16 protein-coding genes and 1 pseudogene are annotated in these 14072 nt (G+C 64.2%); 8 read left to right on the top strand and 9 right to left on the bottom strand.

The features are described 5' to 3' along the window. Positions 1-28: 28 nt before the first annotated feature. From pip to cysS, 6 genes are all read right to left on the bottom strand, one after another. Positions 29-997, bottom strand: a complete 969-nt coding sequence (pip, locus tag FJ424_RS06220) for a prolyl aminopeptidase (protein WP_140651692.1) — start codon at positions 995-997, stop codon at positions 29-31. After that, a complete protein-coding gene (locus tag FJ424_RS06215; RefSeq protein ID WP_140651939.1) occupies positions 994-1470 on the bottom strand; it encodes a GFA family protein in 477 nt (158 codons plus the stop codon). Before FJ424_RS06215 ends, pip begins: the two co-directional genes overlap by 4 nt. Next, the gene (locus FJ424_RS06210; RefSeq protein ID WP_140651690.1) at positions 1470-1958 is read right to left on the bottom strand and encodes a GFA family protein; all 489 of its coding nucleotides are present in this window, start codon (positions 1956-1958) and stop codon (positions 1470-1472) included. The genes FJ424_RS06215 and FJ424_RS06210 overlap by 1 nt, the downstream gene beginning before the upstream one ends. Positions 1959-1991: 33 nt before the next feature. Beyond that, positions 1992-2378, bottom strand: coding sequence for a VOC family protein (locus FJ424_RS06205; protein ID WP_140651688.1), 387 nt, complete (start codon positions 2376-2378; stop codon positions 1992-1994). Further along, positions 2375-2821, bottom strand: coding sequence for an endonuclease domain-containing protein (locus FJ424_RS06200; RefSeq protein WP_140651687.1), 447 nt, complete (start codon positions 2819-2821; stop codon positions 2375-2377). The genes FJ424_RS06205 and FJ424_RS06200 overlap by 4 nt, the downstream gene beginning before the upstream one ends. 271 nt (positions 2822-3092) lie before the next feature. After that, entirely contained in the window at positions 3093-4535 is a 1443-nt protein-coding gene (cysS, locus tag FJ424_RS06190; RefSeq protein ID WP_140651685.1) for a cysteine--tRNA ligase, read from the bottom strand. A 391-nt stretch (positions 4536-4926) separates the two neighbouring features. On the opposite strand from cysS, the gene FJ424_RS06185 reads away from it, so the two are divergent. Further along, positions 4927-5082: a hypothetical protein gene (locus FJ424_RS06185; RefSeq protein WP_140644414.1), complete on the top strand. Its 156-nt coding sequence runs from the start codon at positions 4927-4929 to the stop codon at positions 5080-5082. A 113-nt stretch (positions 5083-5195) separates the two neighbouring features. On the opposite strand, the gene FJ424_RS06180 is transcribed toward FJ424_RS06185, so the two are convergent. Continuing rightward, entirely contained in the window at positions 5196-5957 is a 762-nt protein-coding gene (locus FJ424_RS06180; protein ID WP_140651683.1) for an SOS response-associated peptidase, read from the bottom strand. A 116-nt stretch (positions 5958-6073) separates the two neighbouring features. On the opposite strand from FJ424_RS06180, the gene FJ424_RS06175 reads away from it, so the two are divergent. The 4 genes from FJ424_RS06175 to FJ424_RS06160 all read left to right on the top strand — a co-directional run bounded on the left by FJ424_RS06175 (position 6074) and on the right by FJ424_RS06160 (position 8471). Further along, on the top strand, positions 6074-6493 hold the full coding sequence (locus tag FJ424_RS06175) for an NUDIX domain-containing protein (RefSeq protein WP_140651681.1): 420 nt from the start codon (positions 6074-6076) through the stop codon (positions 6491-6493). A 75-nt stretch (positions 6494-6568) separates the two neighbouring features. Continuing rightward, the gene (locus FJ424_RS06170; RefSeq protein ID WP_140651679.1) at positions 6569-6946 is read left to right on the top strand and encodes a TIGR02301 family protein; all 378 of its coding nucleotides are present in this window, start codon (positions 6569-6571) and stop codon (positions 6944-6946) included. A gap of 352 nt (positions 6947-7298) precedes the next feature. Next, positions 7299-7556, top strand: coding sequence for a hypothetical protein (locus tag FJ424_RS06165; protein ID WP_040984202.1), 258 nt, complete (start codon positions 7299-7301; stop codon positions 7554-7556). Positions 7557-7685: 129 nt separating this feature from the next. After that, the gene (locus FJ424_RS06160; RefSeq protein ID WP_140651677.1) at positions 7686-8471 is read left to right on the top strand and encodes a hypothetical protein; all 786 of its coding nucleotides are present in this window, start codon (positions 7686-7688) and stop codon (positions 8469-8471) included. A gap of 66 nt (positions 8472-8537) precedes the next feature. On the opposite strand, the pseudogene FJ424_RS06155 reads toward FJ424_RS06160, so the two are convergent. Next, a pseudogene (locus tag FJ424_RS06155) lies at positions 8538-8762 on the bottom strand (hypothetical protein). A 53-nt stretch (positions 8763-8815) separates the two neighbouring features. Then, the gene (locus FJ424_RS06150) at positions 8816-10147 is read right to left on the bottom strand and encodes a dihydroorotase (protein ID WP_140651675.1); all 1332 of its coding nucleotides are present in this window, start codon (positions 10145-10147) and stop codon (positions 8816-8818) included. Positions 10148-10224: 77 nt separating this feature from the next. Between FJ424_RS06150 and FJ424_RS06145 the strand changes: the two genes are divergently transcribed. The 3 genes from FJ424_RS06145 (at position 10225) to FJ424_RS06135 (ending at position 13927) form a co-directional block, all read left to right on the top strand. After that, on the top strand, positions 10225-11088 hold the full coding sequence (locus tag FJ424_RS06145; RefSeq protein ID WP_140651674.1) for a folate-binding protein YgfZ: 864 nt from the start codon (positions 10225-10227) through the stop codon (positions 11086-11088). After that, positions 11088-11726 (top strand): HD family hydrolase, encoded by a 639-nt coding sequence (locus tag FJ424_RS06140; protein ID WP_140651672.1) that lies wholly within the window; start codon positions 11088-11090, stop codon positions 11724-11726. The genes FJ424_RS06145 and FJ424_RS06140 overlap by 1 nt, the downstream gene beginning before the upstream one ends. A gap of 65 nt (positions 11727-11791) precedes the next feature. Continuing rightward, positions 11792-13927 carry an EAL domain-containing protein gene (locus FJ424_RS06135; protein ID WP_140651670.1) on the top strand — a complete coding sequence of 712 codons (2136 nt, stop codon included), beginning with the start codon at positions 11792-11794 and terminating at the stop codon, positions 13925-13927. Positions 13928-14072: the final 145 nt, after the last annotated feature.

The following is a 14072-nucleotide window of genomic DNA, read 5'->3' as shown; positions in this document are numbered from 1 at the left end:
CCCTCCTCTGGCCTTGCGGCCGGTAATATCATCTCTTGCCGGCGAACCCATCCGTCGCCCGGATCAGCCGATCCAGAATCCCCGGCTCCGAATAGGCATGGCCGGCGCCTTCGATCAGGTGGAAGTCCGCCTTCGGCCAGGCCTTGTGCAGCGCCCATGCATATTTTGCCGGACACGGCATGTCGTAGCGGCCGTGGACGATGGTGCCCGGAATGTCCTTCAGCTTCCAGGCGTCGCGCAGCAGCTGGCCTTCCTCCAGCCAGCCGGCATGGACGAAGTAATGGTTCTCGATGCGGGCGAAGGCCACCGCGTAGTCGTCCTGGCCGAACGGCGTGCTGGTTTCCGGCTCTGGCAGCAGCGTGATCGTCTCGCCTTCCCAGAGGCTCCAGGCAAGGGCTGCCTGAACTTGAGCCTTGCGGTCGGACCCGACCAGCCGCTTGCGATAGGCGGCCATCATGTCGCCGCGCTCGGCCTCAGGGATCGGCGCCAGAAAACGCTCCCATTTGTCGGGAAACATTTCCGATACGCCGAACTGATAATACCATTCGAGCTCGGCGCGGGTCAGCGTATAGATGCCGCGCACGACCAATTCGCTGACGCGGTCCGGATGCGTCTCGGCGTAGGCGAGCGCCAGCGTCGAGCCCCAGGAGCCGCCGAAGACAAGCCATTTGTCGAAGCCCGCCATTTCGCGCAGGCGCTCGATATCGGCGACGAGATGCCAGGTGGTGTTGGCCTCGAGCGAAGCGTTGGGCGTCGACTTGCCGCAACCGCGCTGGTCGAACAGGATAACGTCGTAGAGCTTCGGGTCGAACAGACGCCGGTGTTTCGGCGAGATGGTGCCGCCCGGGCCGCCATGCAGGAACACGGCGGGCTTGGCGCCCTTGGTGCCGCAGCGTTCCCAATAGATGGTGTGGCCGTCGCCGACATCGAGCATGCCTGACTCGAACGGCTCGATCTCCGGATAGAGCATACGCAACGAACTGCCGTGGATCGTCATAGTTTCAAGCCCTGCTGCGGCCAGTTGGCCGTCTCGTGGTCGGGATGCTGGAAGGAAATGATCTGCTCCTGCCGTCGATAGAAGTCGGGATCGTCGAGGATCGGCGCCTCGAAGATCTTCTCCACCCAGGGCAGCCGAACCGCGTAGTTGACCTGGATCTGCGGCGCGAGGTCGGAGCGGTCGTCGAAGGCGCCGATCGCGATCTCCAGCGCGCCGGGCTGGCGATAGGTCAGCGGCGTGCCGCAGCGGGCGCAGAAACCGCGATCGATGTTGACCGAGGACTGGAAATAGCTCGGCTCCTCATGGGTCCATTCGACGCCGTCCTTCGGCACCGTCACCAGCGCGCCGAAGAAATTGCCGAACTGTTTCTGGCACATGCGGCAATGGCAGATGGAGGGGCGCCCGAGCTTGCCCTTGATGCGGAAGCGCACGGCGCCACACTGGCAGCCACCGGTTCGAACGTTTTCGGTCATCATCTTTCCTCCGGTGGCCATTGGTCGGTGTCGTGATCGGGATGCTGGTAGGAGACGAGCTCGGCGAGGTAAGGCGCCGAGGCGATATCGGCCATCGTGTCCTCGGACGGCAGCTTGGGGATGCCGTCGACATAGGGAAGTTTTGCCTCTGTCCCCCACTGGATGGTTGGCGCGATGCCGGTCGGGTCATCGAAGGCGGCGATCGCAAGCGCCACGCCGTCGGGGGCCTCGAAGGTCAGCGGCGTGCCGCATTCAGCGCAGAAGCCGCGCCAGGCGGCATTGGACGAGCGGAAGCGTTTGGGCTCGCCGCGCGTCCAGTCGAGCATGGCGCCGCGCACCGAGACCAGCGGCAGATAGAAGTTCCCGCTCGCCTTCTGGCACATGCGGCAATGGCAGACAGAGGCTTCGCCCAGCGCCCCTTCGACGCGGAAACGCACGGCGCCGCACTGGCAGCCGCCGGTGTAGACAGGCCGGTTGTCAAGGCTCATGACACACTCCCGATCATGGGCTGCTTTTGGGGCTCACTCCGGGTCATGGCAGACCGCCTCGACATTGTTGCCGTCGGGATCGAAGACGAAGGCGCCGTAATAGTTGGGGTGGTAATGCGGGCGCAGACCCGGTCCGCCATTGTCCTTGCCGCCGGCCGCAAGTGCTGCCGCGTGGAAAGCGTCGACCTCGGCGCGGCTGCGCGCGCTGAAGGCGACATGCTGGGTGGATCTCGGCTTGTCCGTGCTGTCGCTCAACCAGAACACCGGCCGGTCGCGGCCATAGCCGCCTACCTTGGCGCCGCCGGTATATTCCTGAGGCACCATGTAGAGCAGCGATGCCCCCAGCGGCGCCATCGCCTTGTCGTAGAAGGTCTTGGATGCGTCGAAATCGGATACGTTGATGCCAAGATGGTCGATCACGAGACGAGCTCCTCCGTTGGTGGCGCGGGCGCGACGGCCAGGCCGGCCACGATGACGATGTGCTGGCAGACATTGTCGATATCGCGGATCACGTCGTCGTTGACGATGTGCTGGCAGACATTGTCGATATCGCGGATCACGTCGTCGTTCCAGAAGCGCAGGATGGTCCAGCCAGTGGCGGCTAGATAGGCAGTTCTCTCCTCGTCGCGACGGGAGTGTTCCCCATCGCCATGCTGGCTGCCATCGACCTCAACTATGAGGCGATGCGCAGAACAAGCGAAGTCAACAATGTAAGGTCCAATCGGCACCTGCCGCCGAAAGCTCATGCCCATGAGCCTGTGCGCACGCAATTCGTTCCAGAGCTTCAGCTCGGCATCGGTCATCGCACGCCGCATCGATTTGGCGTTCTTGCGCTGATGAGAGGGAACGCGGTCGTGACCCATGCTCAGGCCGCCCTACGCTGGAGATTAGCGAAACCGCACGCGACATCTGATCTCCCCCCTTGCGGGGGAGATGTCCGGCAGGACAGAGGGGGGTGCTGTCCCGCCGGCGTAGCAACTAGGGAGCGCTGCACTCTCAGGAAATGGCTGGCATGAGAGTGGGGAAGTTTGAACGCTGGCGTTCCTTCACACCCCCCTCTGTCCTGCCGGACATCTCCCCCGCAAGGGGGGAGATTGGCCGTCGCCGATGGTTTCGCCAATCGCCGAAGTTGTCTCATCGCTTGATCTCCCACGTCGTCACGCGCTCGCCGGTGGCGGGGTCCTTGCCGTCCTTCAACTGCACGCCTTGCGCCAGCAACTCATCACGCAGGCGGTCGGCTTCGGCCCAGTTCTTGGCGGCGATCAGCGCGAGCCGATCGGCTATCGCCTTGGCGATCGCTTCCTCGTCCACCTTGGCCGTGCCGACGTCGAAGCCCAGGAAAGCCAGCGCCGCCTTCAAGGACCCGGCGGCTTTCTCGCCGCCGGCATCGCCCGCCTCGCCGGCAAGCTGCGTGAGCCGCTGGAAGGCCGTATAGGTGGCGAGGTCGTCGCACAGCGCTTCCACCACCTCGGCGGGAAGCTCCTTTGCCGCCGCCGGCGCAAGGTCCGCCGCGCGCTTCCATTTGCGCAATGTGTTTTCCGCCTCCTCCAGCTTGCGCACGGAAAAGTCGATCGGTTCGCGATAGTGCGTCATCAGCATCGCCAGCCTGAGCACCTCGCCAGGCCAGGTGCGGCCGCCGAAAGTGTCCGTCTCCAGGAGCTCGTGGATCGAATAGAAGTTGCCGAGGCTCTTCGACATCTTCTGGCCTTCGACCTGCAGGAAGCCGTTATGCATCCAGACATTGGCCATGACCTTGGTTCCGTGGGCGCAGCGCGACTGGGCGATCTCGTTCTCGTGGTGCGGGAAGATCAGGTCCAGCCCGCCGCCATGGATGTCGAAGACCTCGCCGAGATAGGCGGCGGACATCGCCGAGCATTCGATGTGCCAGCCGGGCCGGCCCCTGCCCCATGGGCTCTCCCAGCCGGGTTCCTCAGGCGAAGACAGCTTCCACAGCACGAAATCGCCGGGGTTCTTCTTGTGCGCGTCGACGGCGATGCGCGCGCCTGCCTGCTGCTCGTCGAGATTGCGCTTCGACAACTCGCCATAGTCCGGCATCGAAGCGGTGTCGAACAGCACCTCGCCGCCGGCGACATAGGCGTGGCCGCGCTCGATCAGCTGCGAAATCAGCGACAGCATGTCGGCCTTGCCGTCGGCCCGGGGCGCGACGAACTCGGTCGCTCGCGGCTCGTAGGTCGGCTGCAGGCAGCCAAGTGCGGCGACATCCTTGTGATACTGGTCGGCGGTCTTTTCGGTGACCTTGCGGATCGCATCGTTGAGCGAGAGCTTGCCGGCCGCGATCGCCTCGCCGAAGTCGCGCAGCGCCCTGGCATTTATCTTGTCGTCGACATCCGTGATGTTGCGCACATACGTGACATGCGTTTCGCCATAGACTTGGCGCAACAGACGGAAAAGCACGTCGAAGACGATCGCCGGACGCGCATTGCCGATATGGGCAAAGTCGTAGACGGTCGGGCCGCAGACATACATGCGCACGTTCAACGGATCGATCGGGATGAATCGCTCCTTCGTCCGCGTTAGCGTGTTGTAGAGGTTGAGGCCCTTCGATGCGTCAGACATGCGGTCCCGGTCCTTAATTTGTGTTTGCCGGAACCAACTTCGCGCCGAAGGCACAAATCAGGCTCCAGCCTGCTGGCCGGGGCGTTTTTCCGATCTGGGGAAAGATGAGGCGAAAACGTCCGGACCAGCGCGAGGCTAGCCAATAATGCAAATGCCACAAATGGCGAAAGACGTTTTCATGGGCGGCTTTATCGCGCTGGCAGGTGTTGCCGTCAAGTCGCTCAGCTGAGGAAAGATGTGGCTGAATCATAGGTAAAGACAGGACGAAACATTTTATTAAACATGTCGGCACAGTGATGAAACATTCGCCGGCTAGACCGTCAGATGTCACGATTTGGTCGGAATCGGCCGCCAAACGCTGGACACGAAACCGTTACCAGGGAAGAGAATCATGGCTCGCACCAAGCAGGAACAGAACCGACAAACGCAGCCCGCACTGGCCAGCCACTACCGCGCGATCGGCCCGGCAGCAATCGTCGCGGCCCTCCTCCACACCGCGAAGAAGAAGAAGCCCGCGCAGAAGATCGTTTCGCCGCGCGTTGCCTGAAAGGGCACGACCGGCACGGTCCCCGACAATGGGGACGCCGGCGATGAGGGCGCCAGAGAGCGCCCTGGAGATGAAGGCCTCCGGAAGCAGCCTCGCAAGGCTGATAACCTTCGCTAGAACAAGCTCATCTGGTTTTCGTCCGCGCCAGGCTTCTGGCGCCCGCGTTTTTCGGCCTGCGGCGAAACGATGCCGCGCTCCTGAATCTCCGGCCCGGTGTTGGCGACCTTGTTGACCAGGCCGGAAACCGGAATCGCCTCGAAGAAATCGGGTTCGGCGGGCTTCAGCAGATCGAGCACGTCGCGCGGCTCCTGCGTGCGGCAATCCAGCCAGCGGGCGAAGTCGCGTTCCTCGATCACCACCGGCATGCGGTCGTGGATATGGGCGATGCCGGCATTGGCCTCGATCGTGACGATCGCTCCGGTATCCATCTCCGAGCCGCCGGGCTCGGAAAAAGTTTCGATCAGGCCGGCGAAGGCGACCATGCCGCCGCGTCGCGGGCGGATCCAGTAAGGTTGCCCCTTGCCGCTGCCCGACTGCTGCCACTCGTAGAAACCCGATGCCGGCACAAGAGCGCGGCGGTGACGCATCGCGGTCTTGAAAGAAGCCTTTTGCAGCACACCCTCGGAGCGGGCGTTGATGAGCAGCGGAAACGCCTTGGTGTCCTCGACCCAGGCCGGAATCAGGCCCCACCGCACCAGCATCGCCTGGCGGTCCGGCAGATTCGAGCCCGGCTCCCGCTGCGGCCCGGCAAGCGCCATCAGCACCGGCTGCGTCGGCGCGATGTTGTAGCGCGCCGGAAATTCCTCCAGCTCGGCCAGGCCGAGGAAGGCGGCGGTCTGGTCCGGCGTGGCGGTCAGGGCAAAGCGTCCGCACATGGATCTGGCTCTTCGATTGACGTGCAATGAAAGTGGCGATGGAACCGCCACGCCGCAACGGCTAAAGCTTGTTTCACCCAATCGGTCCACAAAAGGCTGCGGAAAGATCGACACGCATGGAACAGCGCAAGCTCATACCGGCCGTTTCCGTCGCCGTCGTGCGCGGCGAGACGGTGCTTCTGGTCAAGCGCGCGCGGGCGCCATCGCAGGGGCTCTACGCCTATCCCGGCGGCAAGGTCGAAGCGGGCGAGACGCTGGCCCAAGCCGCGGCGCGCGAGTTGCAGGAAGAGACCGGGCTCGAAGCGACAGGTTACCGGCCGCTGCGCGACATCCATATCGACGGCAGCAGTGAAAACCACGCGGTCGACTATCTGCTGACAGTGTTCGGCGCCGCCTATGCCGGCGGCGAGCCCGTGGCCAGCGACGATGCCGAGACGGCGGCGTTCTACACGCTGGCGCAAATGACGCAGATGCCGCTGGCGGGCGACGTGTTCTCGGTCGCCGAGGAATTGCTCCGGCCCGCCGCAGGCGCGTAGACGCTGAAAAAAATCGCCTTGCGGGCGACAAAATGTTTCGCCACAAAGCTTTAACTCCCTCACGCCAAGGCTTTGATGACCCGCGCTTCTGCTCTTCTTGCCGCGTGCCTCGCTGTCAGCATGATCGCTGCGGCATCCCCGACCCCCGCCGCCGAGGCGCCGTTCGAGCCCGGCCTGATGCGGCTGGCGGAAGTGCTCGGATCGCTGCATTTCCTGCGCAACCTGTGCGGCGAGAAGGGCGACCAGTGGCGGGCCGAGATGGAAAAGCTGCTCGAATCGGAAAATCCCGATCCCGACCGGCGCGCCCGCTTCATCGCATCGTTCAACCGCGGCTACCGCTCCTTCAGCGGCACCTACACCCAATGCACGCCGTCGGCGACCGAGGCCATCGCCCGCTACATGAAGGAAGGCGAGACGCTGTCGCGCGACATCGCTTCCCGCTACGGGAATTGAGGCCGGCTCGGCCGCTGCGCGTTTTGCGCAGATTTTTTGCGGGCAATCGGCGCCAATGTGACGCGCCTTATTGTGTCCTGTCCCGCTCTGGTGCAACCATGTGTTGCACTTGCGCAACAGCGTTAATGAAACGTTAGCGCGCGATTGTGGAATTAACTCAAACTGAAGGTTTTGATGCCCCAAGCAGGTCTAATCGGCTAAGCTCGGCATCGATTGAGCGCAGTCCCGATCGGAATGTAGATTGCGACCGTAAAAATGTCGTATTTACAAAGACTTAAATGAGGCTGCGGACGAACTGACAGACCAAGCCTGATCCCTCGTCGGATCGATGCTTGCAGAAGTGGACATCGCAATGGAACATGGCGTCAGCGACATCGACGCGTTGGTCAGGGAAGAAAAGCGGCTGACTGCCGTGGAGAGTCACAGCGAAGCGTGGGCCGAAGGCCTATCGGCCGGCATCGAGCCGGAAATCATCGCCGAGGCAGCGCTGGAGACCGCTTTCGGCGAGATGTTGCGCGCCAATGGCGAGACCTCTGCGCTCGCGCTCCTCGACCGCATGCGGGAAAAGGTGATCGCCGGCGCCTTCGAGCCGGAACGGCTGAAGCACTAGCCACCTGTTTTGACAGCGACTTTGACCACGAGTTTTTGACGGCGACACGCCATTTGGGCATCATGCCATGCGCCTGGACGCTCGGAGCGCCGGCCGGGGCCGAACCCGGGAACCATGGAGAGGCAAGCGGTGAGATTTTCGATGTCAGGCCGGCCGCGCGGGCTGGCCCTCAGCATCCTGATCGCCGCTTCCTGCCTGACGCTGCCCCTGTGCCTCACGAGTACGCCTTCCTACGCGCTGAGCGAAATCCAGCGCGAGGACCTGCCTTCGCCGGGCACCCCGCCCGCAACTGGCGACAGCGCCGCGCCCGGCACCACCGTGCCGATGCCGGAGGCGCCCGGCACCAAGCCCTCGGACCAACCTGCCGACGATACGGACAAGTCGGAGCCGGAGACGCCGCCCGCCAATGGCGGCATCACCAGCCCGCGCACCGATCCGGACGCTCCGCCGCCTGCGGTCGTCTACGACCTCAACACGCTTCCCGAACCGGTCAAGCGCATGCATGGGCTGATCATCGAAGCCTGCCGGACCGGTGACATCGAGAAGCTGAGATCGCTGATCGGCAAGGGCGATTCCATGACGCAATTGTCGCTTGGCGACATCGACGGCGACCCGATCACCTTCCTCAAGAGCCTCTCGGGCGACGGCGACGGCCAGGAAATCCTCGCCATCCTGGAAGAGGTGCTTTCGGCCGGCTATGTCCATGTCGACACCGGCACGCCGCAGGAACTCTATGTCTGGCCGTATTTCTTCGCGCTGCCGCTCGACAAGCTCGATCCCAGGCAGCGTGTCGAGTTGTTCAAGCTGGTCACGGCCAGCGATTATGACGACATGAAGCAGTTCGGCGCCTACATCTTCTACCGCGTCGGCATCACGCCGACCGGACAGTGGCTGTTCTTCGTCGCCGGGGATTGAGACGCAACAGGTACGGCAATGTTGGCGGGACAGCGCAACGACAGCGGCTGGGATTGTCGCTACGGCTCAGGCTGTGGTCAGAAGGATACCGTGGCCAAATTCGTCGGCCAATTTCATGATAAGCAGCTTCTCCCGCGCCGTAAGGCGCTTTTGGTCGACAAAGCGTCAGTTGCGTTCGTAAAGCGCAAAGGCCTCTTTAGCGGGGATAGGACACGTGACATCGCGGTTCCAGGCGAGCGCCTGGAGTTCAGGAAACTCCGCAGGAATGATCGGCGCAATATTCGCGGTCATGGTGCATCCAAGATAATGCAGAGCGCTTAATAAATCCAATTCTTGGCAAGGGCCTAGGCCGGCAGCGCCTCGGAAAACTCCACCGCCCTGCCCTGGCCGGGCGTGACGATCTCGCCTTCCCACATGACGCGTGTGCCGCGCACGACCGTGCCGACCGGCCAGCCGGTGACCTCCCTGCCGTCATAGGGCGTCCAGCCGGCCTTGGAGCCGGCCTGGGCGTTGGTGATGGTCTCGCGGCGCTTCAGGTCGACGACCGTAAAATCGGCATCGTAGCCGGCGGCGATGCGGCCTTTCCTGGCCATGCCGAATATGCGCTGCGGACCATGGCTGGAAAGGTCGACGAAGCGCTGCAAAGTGAGCCGGCCTGCGTTCACATGATCGAGCATGATCGGCACCAGGGTCTGCACGCCGGTCATGCCCGACGGCGAGGCCGGATAGGGCTTTGCCTTTTCCGCCAGCGTGTGCGGCGCGTGGTCGGAGCCCAGCACATCGACGATGCCTTGCGAAATGCCATGCCAGACGCCGTCGCGGTGGCGAGCGGCGCGCACCGGCGGGTTCATCTGGATCAGCGTACCCAGCCGCGCATAGTCGTCGGCGCTCAGCGTCAGATGGTGGGGCGTCGCCTCGCAGGTCGCGACATCCTTGTGCTGTTCGAGGAAGACGATCTCCTCGGCTGTCGAGATGTGCAGCACATGGATGCGCGCGCGCGTCTGCCTGGCGATGCGCACCAGCCGCTCGGTGCAGCGCAGCGCCGCGATCTCGTCGCGCCAGACGGGATGGGACGACGGATCGCCCTCGACGCGCTCGCCGAGCCGCTCGCGCAGGCGGAATTCGTCCTCGGAATGGAAGGCGGAGCGGCGGCGGGTGTTGCGCAGGATCGAGGCGACGCCTTCATCGTCCTCGACCAGCAGGTCGCCGGTGGACGAACCCATGAACACTTTTATGCCGGCCGCTCCCGGCAGCCGTTCCAGTTCGCCGACATCGCCGGCATTGTCGCGCGTGCCGCCGACCCAGAAGGCGAAGTCGCAATGCATGCGCCCGGTGGCGCGGCGCACCTTGTCGGCAAGTGCTGCCTCGCTGGTGGTCAGCGGATTGGTGTTGGGCATTTCGAAGACGGCGGTGACGCCGCCCAGCACCGCGGCGCGGGAGCCGGTCTCCAGATCCTCCTTGTGTTCCAGCCCCGGTTCGCGGAAATGCACCTGGCTGTCGACGACGCCCGGCAAGATGTGCAGGCCCGTGCAGTCGATGGTTTCGCCGGCAGAAGCCTGGCCGAGATCGCCTATCCGCGCGATGCGTCCGGCCTTCACGCCGATGTCGCGCCGGCCCTCGCCGTCATGATTGACCACCGTGCCGCCTGTCAGGATGAGGTCGAAGGTGGTTGCCATGGCAGGTCCAATCTCTTGCGGGGGGAGTGTGGCCGGCTTACGTAATGGCCGAACGTTTTGCAAGATCAGGCCCGCCCATGCCCTTTGCCCAGCTCCAAGACCGCGCGCTCATTTCCGTGTCAGGCCCCGATGCCGAGCATTTCCTGCAGAACATCCTCACCACCGACCTCGACGCGCTTCGGCCCGGGGAAGCCAAACCCGGCGCGTTGCTTTCGCCGCAGGGCAAGATCCTGTTCGATTTTATGATCTCGCGCGCCGGCGAGAATGGTTTTCGCCTCGAATGCCGCACCGATATCGCGGACGATTTCGTGCGCCGGCTGATGCTTTACCGGCTAAGGGCGAAGGCCGATATTGCCAAACAGGATCAGGCGCTTGTCACGGTCGCGTGGGGCGATGATTCAACCGCCTCACCTTCCGATTCAATGGCGCTTGCCGACACGCGCTTCCGCGATGTGTCGGTGAGGCGCGCTTACGAAGGCGAGGCAAAGGACGGCGGCGACTCAAATGCCTGGCTGGTGCTGCGCATCGGCAACGGCATCACGGAGAGCGGTTCCGACTACCAGCTCGGCGATGCCTTTCCGCATGACGTGCTGCTCGACGAAACTGGCGGCATCGGATTCAAGAAGGGCTGCTATATCGGCCAGGAAGTGGTCTCGCGCATGCAGCATCGCGGCACCGCGCGGCGCCGTGTGCTGATCGCGTCGGCCGATGGTCCCCTGCCCGCTGCCGGCACCGAGCTCACGGTCGCCGGGCGGCCGGTGGGCACGCTCGGGTCTGTCGACGGCCGGACCGGTCTTGCCGTTGCCCGCATCGACCGTGTCAAGGCGGCGGTCGACGCCGGCGAGGCGATCATGGCGGGCGAGGTTCCGGTAAAGCTCGCGATTCCCGCCTGGGCGAAATTCGCCTTCCCTGAAGGTGCGGTCAGCGCGGAGGAGGCCTGATGGCGGCCGACCGGGCCGGAGCGCCGCCGCGCGCCTGGCAACGCATGCTGTCCGGCCGGCGGCTCGACCTGCTCGATCCCTCGCCGCTCGACATCGAGATCGCCGACATCGCGCACGGCCTTGCCCGGGTCGCCCGCTGGAACGGCCAGACCAGCGGCGACCATGCCTTCTCGGTGGCGCAGCATTCGCTGCTGGTCGAGGCGCTGTATGGCGAGTTGGCGCCGGAGGCGACGGCCGAAGCACGGCTTGCGGCGCTGCTTCATGACGCGCCCGAATACGTTATCGGCGACATGATCTCACCGTTCAAATCGGTGATGGGCGGTTCCTACAAGGATTGCGAGCTGCGCCTGCAGCGCGCCATCCATCTGCGTTTCTCGCTGCCGGCGGAGCTCGCCGCCTCCTTGCGCAACGACATCAAACGCGCCGACCAGATCGCCGCCTATTACGAAGCGACGCTGCTGGCTGGCTTTTCGACCGCTGAGGCGACCGAGTATTTCGGGCGGCCGCGCGGCTTCTCCGCCGACCGCTTCGACTTCACGCCAAAATCCGTGACCTGGGCGCAAACGGCTTTTCTCAAGCGTTTCAAGACGCTGGAAGCCAAGCGCCAGTCTTCGCTTGCCGTGAATACAACCCCATAAAAGAACGCTAAATTAACCCGCGACCGCGACAGTATTGCGTTCGGTCACGGTCCGAAGGCGTGCTCATGCCCGGCGCACATGTCAAGACTGCTTCCACCGCCGGCAAGCGAAGAACGGCCGCCATTGGTCCGGCACGGCGGATCGCGGAAGAATTGCGGGCTCAGAACGAGCGCTTCGCGGCGGCTGTCGAGAACATGTCGCATGGCCTGTGCATGTTCGATGCCGATGAGCGGATGATCATCTGCAACCACAACTACCTCGAGATCTTCAGCCTGGACGCCAAGGTGGTGAAGCCCGGCATTCCTTTCTTCGACATCCTGCAGCACAGCGTCGACATCGGCATCGCCTCGCAGAGCGCGAGCGAGCTTTATGCCATCCGCAAGCCTTACATCGACGGCGCCAAGGCCTCGACCTATGAGGAAGTCCTGTCGGACGGGCGCATCGTCGTCATTTCGCACCGGCCGATCGCCGTCGGCGGCTGGGTGTCGATCTACGAGGATGTGACCGAGGAACGGCGCGCCGAGGCGGAGTTGAAGGAGCAGCACCGCCGCTTCGACGCCGCGTTGGCCAACATGTCGCAAGGCCTGCTGATGTACAGCGCCAAGGGCCGGCTCATCGTGCGCAACCAGCGCTTTCTGGACCTGTGCAACGCCAAGGCGTCGGATTTCGCGCTGGGCATGACGCATCGCCAGATGCTGGACAAACTCATTCGCCTCGGCATCTTCGCGCCGCTGGAAATCGACGTCGAGGTCGGGAAGACGAGGGCCAGCCTGGATGCCGGCCAGTCGCGCTCCAGCTATCGCGAACTGGTCGACGGCCGAACGCTCTTCGTCTTGCGGCGGCCGCTGGCCGGCGGCGGCTGGGTGGCGACTTTCGAGGACGTCACCGAGCGCCGACGCACCGAAGAGCGCATGACGCATCTTGCGCATCACGACACGCTGACCAACCTGCCCAACCGCTCGATGTTTCGCGATCGGCTGGACCAGGCGCTTGGCGAGGCCAAGCCGCTGGCGATCTTCTCGCTCGACCTCGATCGCTTCAAGGCCGTCAACGACACGTTCGGCCACCCGGCCGGGGACTGGCTGCTGCAATGCGTCGCCAAGCGGCTGCAGCATTCGGTGCGCAGCAGCAAGGACGTGGTGGCGCGCTTCGGCGGCGACGAGTTCGCCATCATCCAGTTCGGCATCAGGAGCGTCGCCGACGCCGAAAAGCTCGCCAAGCGCATCGTCGAGATCGTCGGCAAGCCTTATCGCGACAAAGGGCGCGAAATGCATGTGGGCGTGAGCCTCGGCATCGCGCTCTATCCCGGCGACGGGCACGACGCCGACACACTGCTCACCAATGCCGACATGGCGCTCTACCGGGGCAAGAGCGAAGGACGCAATGTCTATCGCTTCTTCGAGCCGGGCATGGATGCGCTGATGCGCGAGCGCCGGGCGCTCGAGGCCGATCTCGAGGCGGCGCTCTCCAGGCGCGAATTCGAACTCGATTTCCAGCCGATCCTCGACATCGGCTCCGGCAGGATTGTCGGCGCGGAAGCCCTGATGCGCTGGCGCTCGCCGTCGCGCGGCCTGGTGTCGCCGGAGAACTTCATCCCCGTCGCCGAGGAAACTGGATTGATCGTGCAACTCGGCGACTGGGCGCTGCGCAAGGCGTGCAACGTGGCGGCGAACTGGCCGCCGGACATGCGCATGGCCGTCAACGTCTCGGCCGCGCAGATCAAGAGCGGCGGCTTCGCCCGCAGCGTGATCGCGGCACTTGCCTTCTCCGGTCTGCCGGCCAACCGACTGGAGCTCGAAATCACCGAAACGGTGATGATGGACGAGAGCGACGCCGTGCTGAAGACGCTAAGCCAGTTGCGCGGTCTCGGCGTGCGCATCGCGCTCGACGATTTCGGCACCGGCTATTCCTCGCTCGGCTACCTCCGGCGTTTCCCCGTCGACAAGATCAAGATCGACCGCTCCTTCACCAGCGATCTCGACAAGCGCGACACGGCGGCTATCGTGCGCACGGTGATCGGGCTAGGCGCCGAGCTCGGCATCACCGTCACCGCCGAAGGTGTGGAGACCGAGGCGCAGCTGGACATGCTTCGCAAGGCCGGCTGCGGCGAGGCGCAAGGCTATCTGATCGGCGTGCCGGCGAAGGCCGCCGAGGTGAGCCGGCTGCTGCGTGCGCAGGCGCTGCTGCGCCAATCGGGCTGATTTCCCGAGCACGTGTTGAGATTCGGGTTAGGCCGCGCCGAAAATGGCGGATTCCGAGAACCGGAGCGGAGCGTACTTGAAGTACGTGAGCACCGGAAGCGCAGGAAGCCGGCATTTGCAGGCCGGCATCACCTGAATATCAATA

The organism is Mesorhizobium sp. B3-1-8, assembly GCF_006439495.1.
Classification (GTDB): Bacteria; Pseudomonadota; Alphaproteobacteria; order Rhizobiales; family Rhizobiaceae; genus Mesorhizobium.
This window is presented reverse-complemented; position numbering and strand designations above follow the sequence as displayed.

Bases quoted from the DNA above. Each gene is read 5' to 3' on its own strand.
- FJ424_RS06215 (WP_140651939.1), bottom strand. From the start codon at position 1,470: ATGACCGAAAACGTTCGAACCGGTGGCTGCCAGTGTGGCGCCGTGCGC.
- FJ424_RS06150 (WP_140651675.1), bottom strand. From the start codon at position 10,147: ATGGCAACCACCTTCGACCTCATCCTGACAGGCGGCACGGTGGTCAAT.
- FJ424_RS06170 (WP_140651679.1), top strand. From the start codon at position 6,569: ATGACCCGCGCTTCTGCTCTTCTTGCCGCGTGCCTCGCTGTCAGCATG.
- FJ424_RS06175 (WP_140651681.1), top strand. From the start codon at position 6,074: ATGGAACAGCGCAAGCTCATACCGGCCGTTTCCGTCGCCGTCGTGCGC.
- pip (WP_140651692.1), bottom strand. From the start codon at position 997: ATGACGATCCACGGCAGTTCGTTGCGTATGCTCTATCCGGAGATCGAG.
- FJ424_RS06135 (WP_140651670.1), top strand. From the start codon at position 11,792: ATGCCCGGCGCACATGTCAAGACTGCTTCCACCGCCGGCAAGCGAAGA.
- FJ424_RS06210 (WP_140651690.1), bottom strand. From the start codon at position 1,958: ATGAGCCTTGACAACCGGCCTGTCTACACCGGCGGCTGCCAGTGCGGC.
- FJ424_RS06200 (WP_140651687.1), bottom strand. From the start codon at position 2,821: ATGGGTCACGACCGCGTTCCCTCTCATCAGCGCAAGAACGCCAAATCG.
- FJ424_RS06180 (WP_140651683.1), bottom strand. From the start codon at position 5,957: ATGTGCGGACGCTTTGCCCTGACCGCCACGCCGGACCAGACCGCCGCC.
- FJ424_RS06185 (WP_140644414.1), top strand. From the start codon at position 4,927: ATGGCTCGCACCAAGCAGGAACAGAACCGACAAACGCAGCCCGCACTG.
- FJ424_RS06140 (WP_140651672.1), top strand. From the start codon at position 11,088: ATGGCGGCCGACCGGGCCGGAGCGCCGCCGCGCGCCTGGCAACGCATG.
- FJ424_RS06145 (WP_140651674.1), top strand. From the start codon at position 10,225: ATGCCCTTTGCCCAGCTCCAAGACCGCGCGCTCATTTCCGTGTCAGGC.
- cysS (WP_140651685.1), bottom strand. From the start codon at position 4,535: ATGTCTGACGCATCGAAGGGCCTCAACCTCTACAACACGCTAACGCGG.
- FJ424_RS06165 (WP_040984202.1), top strand. From the start codon at position 7,299: ATGGAACATGGCGTCAGCGACATCGACGCGTTGGTCAGGGAAGAAAAG.